Below are 16,167 nucleotides of genomic sequence, written 5' to 3' on the forward strand. Positions count from 1 at the left end.
GAGCCCCGAGCCCCCAGCCCCGAGCTTCGGGGCGGGCCACTGTTACGACAGATGCGCAAGCAGGCGATCCAGTGGCCGTGGCACCTGGGTGGTGAGGTCCAGGGCATCGATGAGCGAGCGTGCGTACTGGCTCTTCCGGCCGCTGATGGTCCCCATGAAGCGCCTCAACTGCGGCTCGACGTTCCGTTCCCGCTGGGCGGGCTGTTTCTGGAAGATATGGAAGGCCCGCAGGTCACCCTGGGCGTCGATGACCTCTTGCACGTCGCCGGCGCCGAGAGAGCGGATCAGCTCCTCTTCCAGGTCGGCGACGCACACGTAGAAGCCGAGCGCCTCCATGTCGGCGCGAGCGAGGTCGCTGCCGAGGCCCACTCGCTCCAGGGCGCGCGAGAAGTGCGCTTCCTCGCCGGCGTCACACAGTCCGGCCACTCTGATGTCGAGCCCTTGAGGACCCAGCAGATTCAGGAATCTGCCGATGCTGGTCGCACCTCCGAGCGGGATGACGGCGATGCCCTGTGCACCGAGGTCGCGGCCGTGACGTGCCGCCAGCGCTTCGAGCGCCACCCGGTCGCTGACCCCTTCCACGAGCACGGCCGTGCGCACAGCGGATGCGGCAGCCAGTTCGCGTGCGGCCTCGGAGGCTGCCGCAGCCCCCGTCCCGCCGGCTGCCCACTCCGTGACCGCCAGACGGAACCGCTCTATCGCATCCATGCGCACCAGTCTCTCAGGAGCGGGACGGGCGGGCTCGGGGGTTACGGTCCGTAACCCCGACGGTTCGGCGGGCGTACCCGTACGCAGCCCCGCGTACGGCCGCGCGATCTGGAGGTACGAGGGATGTGACCGCCACGCTCGTCCCATGGAAGCCGCTCCCCTCACCCAACGTCCGCTCACTGTGCGTGAGTTCACCCAGCGCTTCAGCGCCACCCCGCGAGGCGCCCGCCTCGCCCGGCGGTTCGCCCGGTTCGAACTGGACCGCTGGGGCATCCCGTACGAAGGCGACGTGTCCGAAACGGCCGCGCTGCTCGTCGCGGAGCTGGCGGCCAACGCCGCCACCCACGGCCGTGTCCCTGGCCGGGACTTCGAGCTCGCCCTGACGCTCACCCCGCGCGGCCCGGCCCTCAGCACTCTCCGTATCGAGCTCTCCGACACCCGCGGCGACGCTCGTCCGCCTTCCCCCGGCGACATCACCGCACCCCCGCCCGACGCCGAGAGCGGCCGGGGCCTGGTCCTGGTCGATGCCCTGGCCGACCGCTGGGAAGTGCTCGACCGCCGGCCGCCCGGCAAGACGGTCCGCGCGGAACTGGACTTGCTGTACTGATCGAGAAGTCAGGTACGGGGCAAGCTGGAGCCCTTGCGCGGGGAGTTCACCACCCGCCCCGTGACGGCGTCGCCGATGCACAAGCCGAGGCAGGGCATCGCGGTCGCGGGTGGCACGGCCGTGCCGTGCATGCGGACCTCGTGGCAACTGAAACAGAACGCCGCCTCGAACAGCGCCAGTTCAATAGAGTCCTCGTACGCCCGAATGCTCCAGCCCGGTGAGAACCAGCAGCGGGACTGTTCGCTGCCGGGCAGGTCCACGATCAAGGTCAGAGCGTCGGCGGCTTCTGCCCCGGTCCAGTGGGCGACCGCCCTGCCGGGGTATGGGACGCCCGTTGTGCGATGTACTGAGCACACGCCAGGTCTTCATCGGCCTGCCCGTCGTCGCCAGTGACCACGAATGTGACCGTGTCGCCCTTGCGCGTCCGCAAAAGCCGAGCCGTTGCCTCCGCCACCACGAAGCCGGCGCACAGCACCAGCGACGCCTCGTCCATGCCGGTCATGATCGCGCGGGCCCGACCCAGGTCACCCGGAGAGTGGTACGCATCACAGCGATTGACCACAGCGACTGGCCACGCCTAGGAGTGTACGATCGTACACATGACGACGCCGACGGACTGCTTCGCTGACGACCCGCGCACTAACCTGGAGCGGATGCTCGCCGGTGACCACTACATCGCCGACGACCCGGAGATGGCCCGCCGTCAGCGGCGCGCCATGCAGATCGCCGCGCGCTACCAGGCCGCTTACGTTGAGGACACGGCCGAGGCGGGGCCGCTCCTGGCCGAACTGCTCGCCTCCGTGGGTGAGGGTGTCGACGTACGGCCGCCGCTCCACGTCGACTACGGCAGCAACATCGCCATCGGAGCCCGTACGTTCGTCAACTACAACCTGACCGCGCTGGACGTCGCGCGGATCACCATCGGCGAGGACTGCCAGATCGGCCCGAACGTTCAACTCCTCACGCCCACCCACCCCGTTGAGCCCGAGCCCCGGCGCGACAAACTTGAAGCCGCACTCCCCATCACCATCGGTGACAACGTCTGGCTCGGCGGTGGAGCGATCGTGTGCCCCGGTGTGACGATCGGCGACAACTCCGTCATCGGTGCTGGTGCGGTAGTGACCAAGGATGTCCCCGCCAATGTGGTCGCGGTCGGTAATCCCGCGCGGCCCGTCCGCAGCATCTGAGGCGGCCACCCCTCCATGGCCACCGGACAGACCGATCCTCAGCGGCGCGAGCGGATTCTCGCTGCCGTACTCGACCTGATCGCCGACGACGGGGTCGCAGGCGTCTCCCACCGCAAGATCGCCACGCGAGCCGAGGTGCCCCTCGGATCGATGACATACCACTTCTCCGGCATCGACGACCTGCTGCGAGAAGCGTTCACCGGATTCGCCCGTCATATCGAGGACGTGTTCGCACTGCACCTGGGCCGGGCCGACAGCGCCGAACAGGCCCGCGAAGCGGTGACCGACCTCATCCACACACTCTCCGAAGGCCCCCGCCGCGACCTCGTCCTCGCACAGGAGCTCTACACGCTCGCTGCCCGGCACGTGGAGTACCGGTCGTTGACGCAGGAGTGGATGCGGCGAAGCCGCGACCTCCTGGAGCAGCACTTCGACGCGGACACCGCGCGCCAGGTGGACGCGCTGATCGAGGGTATGACATTGCACCGTGCACTGGACGACTCACCACACGACCGCGCCCTGACCCGTCAGGCCGTGGCCCGCCTCACCGCCGACACGTAGTCGGCACACACACAAGCAGCCCGTGGGCGCGGTCCGAAAACATCTCGCCCGTGCTCGACTCGTCCGATACGGTCGCGGGGTTGTTTTCGCCAGGCTTGAGAGCAGGTTTCGTTATGGCATGTCGTATCAGTGAGCTCGTGCTCGGTTGCCGCGACCCTGAGATGCTCGCGCGGTTCTGGTGCGAGGTCCTGGACTTCGTCGTTCTCGACGTCGAAGGGGACGACTGCTACGAGATCGGGCCGCGCGAAGGCTTCGGTGGTCCGCAGCCGACGATCATCCTCAGTCGCAGGGATGAGCCGGAGAAGGGGAAGCCCCGGCTGCACATCGACGTCAACCCCACCGACCGCGATCAGGACGCCGAGCTCGAACGCCTCCTGAAGCTCGGTGCGCGCCCGGCCGACATCGGCCAGACGGGGGAGGAGCAGTGGCATGTCCTGTCCGACCCCGAAGGCAATGAGTTCTGCCTGCTCAAGGCCCGCCTGAACCCCCTCTAAATCGGGGAGGTTGCGGACTTTCCGTTGCGGATTACGCCACTGGGAGTCCGCAACCGCTCGCTGTATGAAGGGTTGTTGCATGTGGGTTCAGCGAGTGATCGAACTGACCGGGTGGGAGCCGCTCGGCATCTCCGTCGACTGGGCGTCGATCGAGGGTGAGTTGGGAGTCCCGCTTCCGGCGGACTACAAGGAGCTCTACGAGGCCTTCGGCGGCGGCGTCTTCAGTGACTCCGTCTACTTTCTGGGGCGCGACGCGGGCCTCGCCTTCGACTTCCTGACGCAGTGGCGGGTTTCCCTGTCGGTCGATCAGGACCTCAGACTCGGAGGCATCTCCGCCGTTCAGCCCCATGCGATCTACGCGCCGGGCGGCAAGGGGCTGGTCCCCTGGGCCAGCACCGAATGGGCCGACGAGTACTGCTGGCTGATCGATGCCGAGCATCCCGGCGACTACCCCGTCCTCGCGCGGACCCACGACGGTGACCCATGGCACCGGTACGACATGTCCACCTCGGAGTTCCTCTACCGCATCCTTGCCGATGCGGATTTCCTGCCGTTCGGGATAGCGAGGTACGCGCTCGACCTCACCTTCGCGCCCGGTTCAGGCGAGGAGCAAGGCCTGACGGGCTGAGCGGCCGGGGTGTGGAGAAAACCCCGGCCGCTGCCTTCTGTCGACTCCTGAGCCTGCTGGTCTAAGTGCCTAGGTCAGCGGCTCGATCCAGATGTTGCGGTAGCGGACCTTGCTTCCGTGGTCCTGGAGGCGGATGGCTCCGGCCGTCGGGCCCTCCGGGGCTCCGGCGCCCGTCGGTCCGTTGATGGCCACGTTGTCGTGGACGGTCTTGCCGTTCCACACCACCGTCACGCGGGCATCGGCGGTCTTCTTACCCGTGGCATCGAAGCGTGCACTGTGAAATGTGATGTCGTACGACTGCCAGGTCTCCGGTGCCGTCGCCGCGTTGATGTCCGGCGCCTTCTTGGTGTAGATCGCCCCGGCCTCGTTGTTCGCGAGCGTCGTGTCACCGTACGAGTCGAGGATCTGGACTTCGTAGCGGTCCTGGAGGTAGACGCCACTGTTGGCGCGGTTCTGGCCGGTCACGTCCGGAGGGAGGTTCGGGAGCCAGAATTCGACGTGCAGGGTGAAGTCCTTGAACGCCTCCTTGGTGCGGATGTCACCGCAGCAGACCTCCATGGATTTCTCGGTCAGCGGCCATTGCACCTTGCGGCCGTCCGTGTGCTGCCAGGCCGCCTGGCTCGATCCGTCGAACAGGGGGATGCGTTCGCCCTGGGGGCGGACACTGATCAGGTCGAGGTTGACGTGGCCCGTATCGCCGCTGTCGTACCGGTAGGTGATCGTGTTGTTCCCCGCACGCAGGGCCAGCGGCTCGGTCTGCGTCGACCAGGTGTTCCAGTCGCGTGTGCTGAGCAGACTGGTCTGTTTGATCTTTGTACCGTTCACGTAGACGCTGACGCTCTTGGTGCCGGTGAACGGATTCGGGCCGTTGGAGTAGCGCAGGCCCACGTCGTACGTGCCTTCCTCCTCGACCTCGACATCGAAGGCGGTGGAAGCGCCATGGGTGCCGTAGCCGGCGACGAAGCCGCCGCCCGAGTAACCCGGGTGGTCGGTGGCGAAGGAGGCGCCGCCGGTCAGTGTTGCCTCCTCCGCCTCGTACAAGGGCGACGGAGGCTGCTTACCCGCAAGGGAGTTGAGCGTGTACCACGCCTCCGTGCTCCACAGTGATTCCCCGCTCGCGGAGCTGAAGGGGCGCGGGGAGCGGACATGGACGACGCGGTTCGCCTTCAGGCCCGGGATGTCCAGGGTGACCTTCTTGCGGTCGGACGACACGGTGGCCGACCTGACGGACAGGGTCTCCTCGTCGACCTTCGGACCGCCGTACGAGGGGGTCGGAACGTAGTACCACTGCTTGACCTTGTACTTCTCGGCCAGCTCCGTCACCGTCTCGTCGGAGAGCGGCTGGGTGTACTCCAGCTCGAAACCGCCCGGCTTCGCACGCATCGCCAGGATGTCGAACGCCTTGTCGCCGCTGGGTGACAGCTTCTGCAGACCGTAGGTGAGCTTGCCCTCCTGGCCCCAGTTGCCGCCCGCGCCCAGACCACCGGCGTAGATCGCGCCGTCCGGCCCCATGCTGATTCGGTTGACCCCGGCCTCAAGACCCTGGGTGAAGCGGAACACCGCGCCCTGGTACTGGCCCTTGACCTTCTCCAGGTACGCGCGCTGAATACCGCCGTATGTCACATCACCGAACAGCATCTGCCCCGCGAACCTGCCCTCGGTGAGCTGGAGCGGTGTGCTGGGCGAGTTCGCGATGTCGTTCTGCGGCAGCCACAGCACCGGCTTGGTCACCGGGTTCGCGTCGAACGGGCCGTCGGGGTTCGTGTAGTGGTTGAAGAAGCGGTCCTGCTTGATGTGCACCAGCTTCGACGAGGGCAGCCAGCCGCCCTGGTTGTCGGTGACGAAGATGTCGCCGTCCGGCCCCCAGCCGATGCCATTGGGAGTACGCAGACCACCTGCGACATATGAAATGTCACCGGTCTTCCGGTTCACCTTGATCGTGGAGCCCCGGTTCTTCGCGGGCTGCGGATCGGTCGTCGCGCCGCCGTAGTTGATCGCGACCGACAGGTTGAGGTAGAAGAAGCCGTTCTTGTACAGCAGGCCGAAGGCGAACTCGTGGAAGTTGCCGCCGTACGGCCAGGTGGCGATCGTCTTCTGCCCGTCGATCACGTCGTCGCCGTCGGCATCGGTGAGCTCGGTCAGCTCGTGCTTCTGGGAGACGTACAGCTTGCCGTCGACGGATTTGATGCCCATGGGTTCCTTGAGCCCGCCGACGATCTTCTTGGCCGTCACCTTGCTCGTATCGGTGTTCCCCTGGACGTTGTCGAGGAGGTAGACCTCGCCCGCCGTGTTGGTGCTGCCGCCCCAGGTGGTCACGGCCAGGCGGCCGTCCGACAGCCAGTCCATCGCGGTGACCTGCGGTTCGAATCCCGCGGGGCGCAGATCCGTCAGCGCGTAGTCGGGGTGGACGGAGTTGAGGGGCAGCCCGTCGCCCGGCGCGTCCGATACGCCCTCGCACTCCTTGCGACCGGGCGCCGTGACACGTACGACGTCGGCGTCGGTGCTCAGCACGGAGTTGGGCACGACGGAGAAGCCGGAGGCGCCCGGCGGCTGCCATGCCAGCGTGATCTGCTGACCTCCGGTGCGCTCGAAGTGCTCGATACGCAGGGAGTGGTAGCCGGCCGACAGGGTGACCTTGCCGTCCTTGGGATCGGCCCCGTGCAGTCCGTCGTGATCGATGACCAGCTGATCGTCGATCAGCAGCCGCGAGCCGTCGTCGCTGGTCAGCCGGAAGGTGTACTCGCCGTCCTGCGGGACGGCGATATTGCCGATCACATGGGCCACGAAGTAGTCACCGAAGCCGAAGTCGTCCGTGGAACTCCAGTCGATCACCGGCATCAACTTGTCGACGTTCGGGGTCTGTCCGCTCTTGATGTCGCACAACTCGCTCAGCGGCACCTGCACATCGAAGACGCGCAGCGTGACACCGGGCTCCTGCGGGGGGAGTTCGGCCCGCTCCGAGGGTTCGGCACCGGCCGGTGACGTCGAGAACGCGCCGACGAGGAACGAGGCGACGAGCAGACCCACCAGGCGTCTGCGACAGCGTTGGTACAGCCGTGAGTTCATTCTTCCTCCTGGCTCCTCCAGTGAGGAGCACGTGGGCGAACGTTCTACGGGAGTGGTCCGGCGGCGCCATACCTGAGTGGAAGTCGGGGGGTTGCGACGGAAACAGTAGGAGGCTTCTGTTGACGGCGTCCATACTTTGTCACCACTGTGTTCAAAGTGGACGACGGCGGAACCCCGTCCGGCCGGGCTGACAGACTGGACCGATGGCTGAAGCGTCCGAACTGCCGGTGGTGTCCGAAGTCGAGCTCTCCGCAGGTGTGATCACCTACGAGGACACGGGCGGGGACGGGCCGGTGATCGTCCTCCTGCACGGCGTCGCGATGGACGGCTCACTCTGGCGCAACGTCGTCGCCGGACTCCGCGCCGACTTCCGGTGCGTCGTACCGACCCTGCCGCTCGGCGGCCACCGGACGCCCATGCGGCCGGACGCGGACCTCTCGGTCCTCGGGGTGGCCCGGCTGGTCGCGGAATTCCTCGAAGCGCTCGACCTCCAGGACGTCGCGCTCGTGATGAACGACTGGGGCGGGGCCCAGTCCCTCGTCGCGGACGGCCGGGACCAGCGGATCGGCAAGCTGGTGATCACGTCCTGCGAGGCGTTCGACAACTACCCTCCCGGGCTGCCCGGTTCAAATCTCCACGCCTCCGCGAAAATGCCCGGCGGGCTGAACCTCGCCTTCGCCCTGCTGAAGCTGAAGCCCATGCGGCGGCTGCCGATGACCTGGGGCCGCATGTGCAAGCGACCCGTCCCCCACGAGGTGATGGACGAGTGGTTCCGGCCGCTGTGGACCTCCCCGGAGATCCGCCGCGATCTGCGGAAGTACGTCCTCGGAGTGCCGCCCAAGGCCGAACTCCTGCGCTGGACGGACAAGCTGCGCGAATTCGACCGCCCGGCGCTCGTCGTCTGGGCGGCGGAGGACAAGGTCATGCCACCCGAGCACGGGCGCCGTCTCGCCGAGCTCCTGCCCCAGGGACAGCTGGTGGAGGTCGCCGACAGCTACACCCTCATCCCGGAGGACCAGCCCGCCGTGCTCGCCGCGCACATCAGCACGTTCCTGCTGAAGGGCTGAGCCGAGGCGCCGACGGCGTGAAGCGGAGCTGCGGTGGCGCTTAAGAAATCCTCGATGGACCTGCGGCGCGGGGTGCGGCAGATTGCTCCCTGACGGCAGAGAGTGGTGCGCGCAGCCGGACGTCCGACGCGCACCGGCTATCTGCCGTACCTCATGTCTTCCCCGGGCCGCAGGCTTTCTTCCCCATGCCCCCGGCCCGGGGTACGCAACGCCGTACCAGAACAGGGAGCCGCAGCCGTGAAGGCACTCGTGAAGCAGAAGGCCGAGCCGGGGCTCTGGCTGATGGACGTCCCGGAACCGGAGATCGGTCCCGGTGACGTACTCATCAAGGTGCTCCGCACCGGCATCTGCGGCACCGACCTGCACATCCGGGCCTACGACGGCTGGGCCCAGCAGGCCGTGCGCACCCCGCTCGTCCTTGGCCACGAATTCGTCGGCGAGGTCGCCGAGCTCGGCTCCGACGTCGTCGACATCAAGGTCGGCGACCTCGTCAGCGGCGAGGGCCACCTGGTCTGCGGCAAGTGCCGCAACTGCCTGGCCGGCCGCCGCCACCTCTGCCGCTCCACCGTCGGGCTCGGCGTCGGCCGGGACGGTGCGTTCGCCGAGTACGTCGCACTGCCCGCGTCCAACGTCTGGGTGCACCGGGTCCCCGTGGACCTCGACATCGCCGCGATCTTCGACCCCTTCGGCAACGCCGTGCACACCGCGCTGTCGTTCCCGCTGGTCGGCGAGGACGTCCTGATCACCGGCGCCGGACCGATCGGCATCATGGCCGCGGCCGTCGCCCGCCACGCGGGTGCCCGCAACGTCATGATCACCGACGTCAGCGAGGCGCGCCTCGCCCTGGCCCGCAAGGTCGGCGTCAGCCTCGCGCTCAACGTCGCCGACGAGACCATCGCCGACGGACAGAAGCACCTCGGACTGCGCGAGGGCTTCGACATCGGCCTGGAGATGTCCGGCCGGCCCGAGGCGATGCGCGACATGATCGCGAACATGACGCACGGCGGTCGCATCGCGATGCTCGGACTGCCGTCCGAGGAGTTCGCCGTCGACTGGTCGCGCGTCGTCACCTCGATGATCACCATCAAGGGCATCTACGGCCGCGAGATGTACGAGACCTGGTACGCGATGTCCGTACTGCTGGAGGGCGGCCTCGACCTGGCCCCCGTGATCACCGGACGATACGGCTTCCGTGACTTCGAAGCGGCGTTCGACGACGCGGCGAGCGGTCTCGGTGGCAAGGTCATCCTCGACTGGACCGCCTGACCACCGCGTATCCAGTCCCGCTACTGACGTAACCAGCTACTGAGCCGGGAGACACTCCTCATGTTCGACTCCGTACGCGACGACGTGCGCACCACCCTCGACGAGATCAAGGCCGCCGGGCTCCACAAGCCCGAGCGCGTCATCGGCACCCCGCAGTCCGCCACCGTGGCGGTCACCTCCGGCGGACGCCCCGGCGAGGTCCTCAACTTCTGCGCCAACAACTACCTCGGCCTCGCCGACCACCCCGAGGTCGTCTCCGCCGCGCACGAGGCGCTGGACCGCTGGGGCTACGGGCTCGCCTCGGTCCGCTTCATCTGCGGCACCCAGGAGGTCCACAAGGAGCTGGAGCAGCGGCTTTCGTCGTTCCTCGGCCAGGAGGACACGATCCTCTACTCCTCCTGCTTCGACGCCAACGGCGGAGTCTTCGAGACCGTCCTCGGCGCCGAGGACGCGGTCATCTCCGACGCCCTCAATCACGCCTCGATCATCGACGGCATCCGACTCTCCAAGGCCAAGCGCTTCCGCTATGCCAACCGTGACATGGCAGACCTGGAGCAGCAGCTCAAGGAGGCGTCCGGCGCGCGGCGCAGGCTCATCGTCACCGACGGTGTGTTCTCCATGGACGGTTACGTCGCTCCGCTGCGCGAGATCTGCGACCTGGCCGACCGCTACGACGCCATGGTCATGGTCGACGACTCGCACGCCGTCGGCTTCGTCGGCGCGGGCGGGCGCGGCACCCCCGAGCTGCACGACGTCATGGACCGCGTCGACATCATCACCGGCACCCTCGGCAAGGCGCTCGGCGGTGCGTCCGGCGGTTACGTCGCAGCCCGCGCCGAGATCGTCGCCCTGCTGCGCCAGCGCTCGCGCCCGTACCTCTTCTCCAACTCGCTCGCGCCCGTCATCGCCGCCGCCTCCCTCAAGGTCATCGACCTGCTGGAGTCCGCGGGCGAGCTGCGCGACCGGCTCAACGCCAACACCGCGCTCTTCCGGACCCGGATGACCGAGGAAGGCTTCGACGTCCTGCCCGGCGACCACGCCATCGCCCCCGTCATGTTCGGGGACGCGGCGAAGGCAGGCCGGATGGCGGAGCTGCTCCTCGAGCGCGGTGTGTACGTGATCGGGTTCTCGTACCCGGTCGTCCCGCAGGGTGCGGCACGCATCCGTGTCCAGCTGTCCGCCGCGCACTCCACGGACGACGTGAACCGTGCCGTGGACGCGTTCGTCGACGCCCGGGCCGCGCTGGCGGCGTAGCCCGCCGGGCTGTCCGGGAGTTTCCGCCGGACCTGGGACAATAGGGCAATGATCGATGCACGGCGGCTGCGAATTCTCCGTGCGGTGGCGGACCACCGCACGGTGACCGCTGCAGCCGCCGCGCTGTATCTGACCCCGTCCGCCGTGTCCCAGCAGCTCGCCGCCCTTGAGCAGGAGACCGGCCACCGGCTCGTCGAACGCGGGGCGCGCGGGGCGCGTCTCACGGCGGCGGGCGAGATCCTCCTGACCCACACCAACGCGGTGCTGGCACAGCTGGAGCGGGCGGAGGCCGAGCTCGCGGCGTACAGCGCGGGGGAGGCCGGTACGGTGACGGTCGCCGCGTTCGCCACCGGCATCGGCCTCGTCCTCGCCCCCGCCATCACCGAGCTGAACCTGACCGCGCCCGGCATCCGGGTCCGGGTGCAGGACGCCGAGGGCGACGCGAGCGTGCCGATGGTCCTGGACCGGCAGGTGGATGTGGCCGTCGCAGTCGAGTACCGGGGTGCGCCCGGGGCGGACGACGAGCGGCTGACCAGGGTGCCGCTGTACTCCGAACCCTTCGACGCGGTGCTGCCGGTCGGGCACCGCCTGGCCGGCCAGGACCAGGTGGCGGTCGCTGACCTCGCGAAGGACCCGTGGATCGGTCCGTACCCCGGCAACCCGTGCCACGACGTGGTCGTCCTCGCCTGCGAGTTCGCCGGCTTCGAACCCCGTCTTGAGCACTCGTCGGACGACTTCCGGGCCGTGGTCGCGCTGGCCGGGGCGGGCGCGGGAGTGGCGCTGGTGCCGAGGTCGGCGCTGCGGGGGATGGAACTGACCGGCGTGGTCGTCCGCCCGGTGGAGGGCAGCGCACCCACCCGCCGGGTCTTCGCCGCGGTACGGCAGGGGGCGGAGGGTCACCCCTTGATCAGGCCGGTCCTGGACGCGCTGAGCGCGGCGGGCACACGGGAGGAGAACCTCACCGCGCGAACGCGGTGACATTGCAATGTCACGCGGGCTGCAACAGGTCCCAGCGGTTGCCGTACAGGTCCTCGAAGACCGCCACCGAACCGTAGACCTCGTGCCGCGGCTCCTCCAGGAACCGGACCCCGGCGGCCCGCATGCGCTCGTGGTCGCCCGCGAAGTCCTCGGTGTGCAGGAAGAAGCCGACCCGGCCACCGGTCTGCGCCCCGACACTCGCCTGCTGTGCCTCGTCCTTGGCGCGGGCCAGGAGCAACCCGGTCCCGCCGGTCCCCGCACCCGCCGCTCCGCCGCGCGGACGCACGACCACCCAGCGGGAGCCGTCGCCGCGGTCGGTGTCCTCCACCAGCTCGAAGCCCAGGGCGTCGCGGTAGAAGGCGATGGCTTCGTCGTAGTCGGTGACGACCAGGGCGACGAGGGCGATCTGTGACATGTCATACCTCAATGTGACGCGTGACGGCGGCTCGTGACGTTGTACGTAACACTAACGCTCCCGCCACCCCCGCCAGCACAATGACCGGCATGGACACGAGTGACCTCGACCTCGCCGCGCTGACGGCCCGCGCCCGGCTCCTCGCCGTGCCCGGCCGCCGCCGCATCCTCGGCATCGCGGGCCCGCCCGGCGCGGGGAAGTCCACGCTCGCCGCCCGTCTCGTCGACGCACTCGACGGGCTCGCCGTCCTCGTCCCCATGGACGGCTTCCACCTCGCCCAGGCGGAACTGGACCGCCTCGGCCGCGCAGGCCGCAAGGGCGCCCCCGACACGTTCGACGCCGCCGGATACGCGGCCCTCCTGCGCAGACTCCGCGACCCCGGCCCCGGTCCCGTCTACGCCCCCGCCTTCGACCGCGCACTGGAGGAACCGATCGCCGGGTCCATCCCCGTACCCCCGGACATCCCGCTCGTCGTCACCGAGGGCAACTACCTCCTCTACGACGACGGGCCCTGGGCATCCGTGCGCGGGCTGCTCGACGAGGCCTGGTACCTCGACATCGACCCCGGCCTGCGGGTGCGCCGGCTCGTCGACCGGCATGTGCGCTTCGGTAAGCCCCGCCCGTACGCCGAGCGCTGGGTGGCGGGCTCCGACGAGCCGAACGCCCGTCTCGTCGAGCGGGGCCGCGCCCGCGCCGACCTCGTCGTACACCTGCGTCCGGCACCGTAACCCCCGCGCGAACCCCCCGCTCGAACCCCCGCTCGCGCGCGCCCGCCCGTGCGGGCAGGATGCTGTGTGCCGTGTCGCGCCGCCAGGAGGTCCGCATGTCCAGCCCGAACCAGCCCGTGCCGTTCACCGCCGACGACTACCGGGCGCGTATGTCCCGCGCCGTCGATTCCGCCACCTCTGCGGGCCTCGCGGGCCTCCTCGTCGCACCGGGCCCCGACCTCGTCTACCTCACCGGCTACCAGCCGACCGCGATCACCGAACGTCTCACCGTCCTCGTCCTCACCGCAGGTCAGGACCCGGTCCTCGTCGTCCCGACCCTGGAGGCACCGGACGCCGAGCGTGCTGTCGGAGCCCCGGCGCTCACCCTGCGCGACTGGACCGACGGCAAGGACCCGTACGCCGTCACCGCACCGCTGCTCGACGCCGCGGGCCGGTTCGGGATCAGTGACAACGCCTGGGCGATGCATCTCCTCGGCCTCCAGCAGCTCCTCCCCGGCACCTCGTACGCCTCGCTGACCGAGGCCCTGCCCATGCTCCGGGCGGTGAAGGACGCCCACGAACTGGAGCGGCTCACGGCAGCCGGAGCCGCCGCCGACGCCACGTACGAAGAGATCCTCAAGGTGCGGTTCTCCGGCCGCAAGGAGACCGACGTGGCCGCCGACCTGTCGGCGCTGCTGAAGCGGTTCGGCCACTCCCAGGTCGACTTCACCGTCGTCGGCTCCGGTCCCAACGGCGCCAACCCGCACCACGAGGCGGGTGAACGTGTCATCGAGCAAGGTGACATGGTGGTGCTCGACTTCGGTGGCCTCAAGCACGGTTACGGCTCCGACACCTCCCGTACGGTCCACGTCGGCGAGCCCACCGCCGAGGAGCAGCGGGTGCACGACATCGTCCGCGAGGCTCAGGAAGCGGGCTGCCGTGCCGTCAGGCCCGGCGTCGCCTGCCAGGAGATCGACCGGGCGGCCCGCGCCGTCATCACCGAATTCGGCTACGGCGAGCGGTTCATCCACCGCACCGGTCACGGCATCGGCGTCACCACCCACGAACCGCCGTACATGATCGAGGGCGAGGAACAGCCGCTCGTGCCGGGCATGTGTTTCTCCGTGGAACCCGGTATTTACCTCCCCGGGCGCTTCGGGGTCCGCATCGAGGACATCGTGACGGTCACCGAGGACGGCGGACGCAGGCTGAACTCGACGCCGCGCGAGCTGGCGATCGTCGAGTAGCGGAAATCAAGAATCCGGTACGCGTCAGTCGTCGGCGAGCACCACGCACGACTCCGGCGGCAGATGCAGCAGCCCGTCAGCACCCGGTGCGTCGACCGGTTCCCACGCCGCCAGCACCCTGCCGCCACCGCCGCGGTGCCGGCCACCGCCCAGCGGGATGGTGGCCGGCTTCTCGGAGAGGTTGACCGCGATCCGCAGATCGCCCCTGCGGTACGCCAGCCAGCGGCCGGTCTCGTCGTACGCGGTCTTCACCGTCGCCAGGTCGGGGTCGCGCAGATCGGGCATCGCCCGGCGCAGCGCGATCAGTTCGCGGTACCAGGCGTGCAGACGGGCATGCGGCTCGCGCTCCGGTTCGCTCCAGTCCAGGCAGGAACGGTCCCGGGTGGCCGGGTCCTGCGGATCGGGAATCTCCTCCTCCGCCCAGCCGTGCGCCCCGAACTCGCGCCGTCTGCCGTTGCGTACGGCCTCCGCCAGCTCCGGATCGGTGTGGTCGGTGAAGAACTGCCACGGGGTGCGGGCGCCCCATTCCTCGCCCATGAACAGCATCGGGGTGAAAGGACCCGTGAGCACCAGGGCCGCCGTGCACGCCTGGAGACCGGGGGAGAGGGAGGCGGCGAGCCGGTCGCCGAGTGCCCGGTTGCCGATCTGGTCATGGGTCTGCGCGTAGCCGACGAAGCGGTGGGCGGCGGTCCGGGTGACGTCGACGGGGCGGCCGTGCGTACGGCCGCGGAAGCTGGAGTACGTCCCGTTGTGGAAGAACGCGCTGGTCACGGTCTTGGAGAGGGCGGCGAGCGGGGCGGCGGCGAAGTCGGCGTAATACCCCTGGGACTCGCCGGTGAGCGCGGTGTGCAGGGCGTGGTGGAAGTCGTCGTTCCACTGGGCTTGCAGCCCGAGCCCACCGGCCTCGCGCGGTGTCGTCGTACGCGGGTCGCAGAGATCGGACTCGGCGATGAGCGAGAGCGGCCTGCCGGTGTCCTCCGCGAGGGTGTCGACGGCCGTGGTGAGCTCCTCCAGGAACGTGAGCGCCCGGCTGTCGGCGAGGGCGTGCACCGCGTCGAGCCGCAGCCCGTCGAGACGGTAGTCGCGCAGCCAGGCGAGCGCGCTGCCCAGCAGATACGCCCGCACCTCGTCGGACCCCGAAGCGTCCAGGTTGACGGCCGAGCCCCACGGGGTGTGATGGGTGTCGGTGAAGTAGGGGCCGAACGCGGGGAGGTAGTTGCCGGAGGGGCCCAGGTGGTTGTGCACCACGTCCAGGACGACGCCGAGGCCCAGACCGTGTGCGGCGTCGACGAACCGTTTCAGCCCCGCCGGGCCGCCGTACGGTTCGTGCACGGCCCACAGCGACACCCCCTCGTACCCCCACCCGTTGGTGCCGGGGAAGGGGCAGACGGGCATCAGCGACACATGGGTGATGCCCAGCTCCGCGAGGTGCCCGAGCCGTTCGGCGGCTGCGTCGAAGGTCCCGGCCTCCGTGTACGTACCGATGTGCAGCTCGTACAGGACGGCGCCGGGCAGTCCGCGCCCCTCCCACTCGTTGCGCCAGACGTAGGTGTTCTGGTCGAACACGGCGCTCTCGCCGTCGGGGCCGTCCGGCTGGCGGCGCGAGCGGGGGTCGGGGAGCATGGGCCCGCCGTCCACCGAGAAGCCGTAACGGTCCCCGTCGGCGGACTCCGCGAGTGCGGTCCACCAGCCGGGCCGCGTCGCGTCACGCTCCATCGGCTGCGTCACGCCCGCCGCCCGTAGCCCGACCGTCTCCGCTTCGGGTGCCCACACCTCGAACTGCATGCGCCACTCCTCGTCCGTCAACCGCGTCAACCGGGTGCCACCCAGATCATTGCCCTGCGAGGTTTGCGCTCATACGTGGCGAGGCCGGACGGCCGGGGAAGGTCCCTCGTGCGGCTGGTACCCGGACCGGGGGCGGGGGGGGGGGGCCGGGCCGGCCCCGGCCCGGGGCCCCGGGCGGGGGGCCGGGCCCCGGGGGC

At 69.3% G+C, this 16,167-nt stretch carries 16 protein-coding genes and 1 pseudogene; 11 read left to right on the forward strand and 6 right to left on the reverse strand.

All coding sequences use genetic code 11. From position 1 onward, the window contains the following. Positions 1-42 precede the first annotated feature (42 nt). Positions 43-708 carry a TOPRIM nucleotidyl transferase/hydrolase domain-containing protein gene (locus ACWGO0_RS25340; protein ID WP_453539343.1) on the reverse strand — a complete coding sequence of 222 codons (666 nt, stop codon included), beginning with the start codon at positions 706-708 and terminating at the stop codon, positions 43-45. A gap of 145 nt (positions 709-853) precedes the next feature. Here ACWGO0_RS25340 and ACWGO0_RS25345 point away from each other — a divergent pair, with 145 nt between their 5' ends. Further along, on the forward strand, positions 854-1,315 hold the full coding sequence (locus ACWGO0_RS25345) for an ATP-binding protein (RefSeq protein ID WP_453539346.1): 462 nt from the start codon (positions 854-856) through the stop codon (positions 1,313-1,315). An 8-nt stretch (positions 1,316-1,323) separates the two neighbouring features. On the opposite strand, the gene ACWGO0_RS25350 is transcribed toward ACWGO0_RS25345, so the two are convergent. Together ACWGO0_RS25350 and ACWGO0_RS25355 are read right to left on the reverse strand one after the other, a co-directional pair. Continuing rightward, complete coding sequence (locus ACWGO0_RS25350) at positions 1,324-1,575, reverse strand: hypothetical protein (RefSeq protein WP_453539387.1); 252 nt, start codon at positions 1,573-1,575, stop codon at positions 1,324-1,326. A gap of 59 nt (positions 1,576-1,634) precedes the next feature. Continuing rightward, positions 1,635-1,805, reverse strand: a pseudogene (locus tag ACWGO0_RS25355) (2-phosphosulfolactate phosphatase); the annotation flags it as partial. A 109-nt stretch (positions 1,806-1,914) separates the two neighbouring features. Here ACWGO0_RS25355 and ACWGO0_RS25360 point away from each other — a divergent pair. The 4 genes from ACWGO0_RS25360 to ACWGO0_RS25375 all read left to right on the forward strand — a co-directional run bounded on the left by ACWGO0_RS25360 (position 1,915) and on the right by ACWGO0_RS25375 (position 4,185). Then, on the forward strand, positions 1,915-2,502 hold the full coding sequence (locus tag ACWGO0_RS25360) for a sugar O-acetyltransferase (protein ID WP_453539349.1): 588 nt from the start codon (positions 1,915-1,917) through the stop codon (positions 2,500-2,502). Between the two features lie 15 nt (positions 2,503-2,517). Beyond that, positions 2,518-3,063 carry a TetR/AcrR family transcriptional regulator gene (locus ACWGO0_RS25365; protein ID WP_453539352.1) on the forward strand — a complete coding sequence of 182 codons (546 nt, stop codon included), beginning with the start codon at positions 2,518-2,520 and terminating at the stop codon, positions 3,061-3,063. A 113-nt stretch (positions 3,064-3,176) separates the two neighbouring features. Further along, positions 3,177-3,557, forward strand: a complete 381-nt coding sequence (locus tag ACWGO0_RS25370) for a VOC family protein (RefSeq protein WP_453539390.1) — start codon at positions 3,177-3,179, stop codon at positions 3,555-3,557. 79 nt (positions 3,558-3,636) lie between these two features. Then, positions 3,637-4,185, forward strand: a complete 549-nt coding sequence (locus tag ACWGO0_RS25375; RefSeq protein WP_453539354.1) for an SMI1/KNR4 family protein — start codon at positions 3,637-3,639, stop codon at positions 4,183-4,185. 69 nt (positions 4,186-4,254) lie between these two features. On the opposite strand, the gene ACWGO0_RS25380 is transcribed toward ACWGO0_RS25375, so the two are convergent. After that, positions 4,255-7,251, reverse strand: coding sequence for a family 16 glycoside hydrolase (locus ACWGO0_RS25380; protein ID WP_453539357.1), 2,997 nt, complete (start codon positions 7,249-7,251; stop codon positions 4,255-4,257). A gap of 230 nt (positions 7,252-7,481) precedes the next feature. Here ACWGO0_RS25380 and ACWGO0_RS25385 point away from each other — a divergent pair, with 230 nt between their 5' ends. The 4 genes from ACWGO0_RS25385 (at position 7,482) to ACWGO0_RS25400 (ending at position 11,816) form a co-directional block, all read left to right on the forward strand. Beyond that, the gene (locus tag ACWGO0_RS25385) at positions 7,482-8,318 is read left to right on the forward strand and encodes an alpha/beta fold hydrolase (protein WP_453539393.1); all 837 of its coding nucleotides are present in this window, start codon (positions 7,482-7,484) and stop codon (positions 8,316-8,318) included. Positions 8,319-8,555: 237 nt separating this feature from the next. Then, on the forward strand, positions 8,556-9,584 hold the full coding sequence (gene tdh, locus ACWGO0_RS25390) for an L-threonine 3-dehydrogenase (protein WP_453539360.1): 1,029 nt from the start codon (positions 8,556-8,558) through the stop codon (positions 9,582-9,584). 60 nt (positions 9,585-9,644) lie between these two features. Next, positions 9,645-10,838 (forward strand): glycine C-acetyltransferase, encoded by a 1,194-nt coding sequence (locus ACWGO0_RS25395; RefSeq protein WP_453539363.1) that lies wholly within the window; start codon positions 9,645-9,647, stop codon positions 10,836-10,838. A gap of 48 nt (positions 10,839-10,886) precedes the next feature. Next, positions 10,887-11,816 (forward strand): LysR family transcriptional regulator, encoded by a 930-nt coding sequence (locus ACWGO0_RS25400; RefSeq protein WP_453539366.1) that lies wholly within the window; start codon positions 10,887-10,889, stop codon positions 11,814-11,816. A gap of 10 nt (positions 11,817-11,826) precedes the next feature. Here ACWGO0_RS25400 and ACWGO0_RS25405 read toward each other — a convergent pair whose 3' ends face one another. After that, on the reverse strand, positions 11,827-12,231 hold the full coding sequence (locus tag ACWGO0_RS25405; protein WP_453539369.1) for a VOC family protein: 405 nt from the start codon (positions 12,229-12,231) through the stop codon (positions 11,827-11,829). A gap of 89 nt (positions 12,232-12,320) precedes the next feature. On the opposite strand from ACWGO0_RS25405, the gene ACWGO0_RS25410 reads away from it, so the two are divergent. Together ACWGO0_RS25410 and ACWGO0_RS25415 are read left to right on the forward strand one after the other, a co-directional pair. Next, positions 12,321-12,959 (forward strand): nucleoside/nucleotide kinase family protein, encoded by a 639-nt coding sequence (locus tag ACWGO0_RS25410; RefSeq protein WP_453539372.1) that lies wholly within the window; start codon positions 12,321-12,323, stop codon positions 12,957-12,959. 95 nt (positions 12,960-13,054) lie between these two features. Beyond that, on the forward strand, positions 13,055-14,185 hold the full coding sequence (locus tag ACWGO0_RS25415; RefSeq protein WP_453539375.1) for a M24 family metallopeptidase: 1,131 nt from the start codon (positions 13,055-13,057) through the stop codon (positions 14,183-14,185). A gap of 24 nt (positions 14,186-14,209) precedes the next feature. Here the strand turns inward: ACWGO0_RS25415 and treZ are convergent, their stop codons facing one another. Continuing rightward, on the reverse strand, positions 14,210-15,970 hold the full coding sequence (gene treZ / locus ACWGO0_RS25420; RefSeq protein ID WP_453539378.1) for a malto-oligosyltrehalose trehalohydrolase: 1,761 nt from the start codon (positions 15,968-15,970) through the stop codon (positions 14,210-14,212). Positions 15,971-16,167: the final 197 nt, after the last annotated feature.

This window comes from Streptomyces sp. NPDC055749 (genome assembly GCF_053617235.1).

Excerpts from the sequence above, each read along its gene's own strand:
- ACWGO0_RS25415 (WP_453539375.1), top strand. The coding sequence starts at position 13,055 with ATGTCCAGCCCGAACCAGCCCGTGCCGTTCACCGCCGACGACTACCGG.
- ACWGO0_RS25340 (WP_453539343.1), bottom strand. The coding sequence starts at position 708 with ATGGATGCGATAGAGCGGTTCCGTCTGGCGGTCACGGAGTGGGCAGCC.
- ACWGO0_RS25370 (WP_453539390.1), top strand. The coding sequence starts at position 3,177 with ATGGCATGTCGTATCAGTGAGCTCGTGCTCGGTTGCCGCGACCCTGAG.
- ACWGO0_RS25365 (WP_453539352.1), top strand. The coding sequence starts at position 2,518 with ATGGCCACCGGACAGACCGATCCTCAGCGGCGCGAGCGGATTCTCGCT.
- ACWGO0_RS25400 (WP_453539366.1), top strand. The coding sequence starts at position 10,887 with ATGATCGATGCACGGCGGCTGCGAATTCTCCGTGCGGTGGCGGACCAC.
- ACWGO0_RS25395 (WP_453539363.1), top strand. The coding sequence starts at position 9,645 with ATGTTCGACTCCGTACGCGACGACGTGCGCACCACCCTCGACGAGATC.
- ACWGO0_RS25410 (WP_453539372.1), top strand. The coding sequence starts at position 12,321 with ATGGACACGAGTGACCTCGACCTCGCCGCGCTGACGGCCCGCGCCCGG.
- ACWGO0_RS25345 (WP_453539346.1), top strand. The coding sequence starts at position 854 with ATGGAAGCCGCTCCCCTCACCCAACGTCCGCTCACTGTGCGTGAGTTC.
- ACWGO0_RS25360 (WP_453539349.1), top strand. The coding sequence starts at position 1,915 with ATGACGACGCCGACGGACTGCTTCGCTGACGACCCGCGCACTAACCTG.
- ACWGO0_RS25375 (WP_453539354.1), top strand. The coding sequence starts at position 3,637 with ATGTGGGTTCAGCGAGTGATCGAACTGACCGGGTGGGAGCCGCTCGGC.
- ACWGO0_RS25380 (WP_453539357.1), bottom strand. The coding sequence starts at position 7,251 with ATGAACTCACGGCTGTACCAACGCTGTCGCAGACGCCTGGTGGGTCTG.
- ACWGO0_RS25405 (WP_453539369.1), bottom strand. The coding sequence starts at position 12,231 with ATGTCACAGATCGCCCTCGTCGCCCTGGTCGTCACCGACTACGACGAA.
- treZ (WP_453539378.1), bottom strand. The coding sequence starts at position 15,970 with ATGCAGTTCGAGGTGTGGGCACCCGAAGCGGAGACGGTCGGGCTACGG.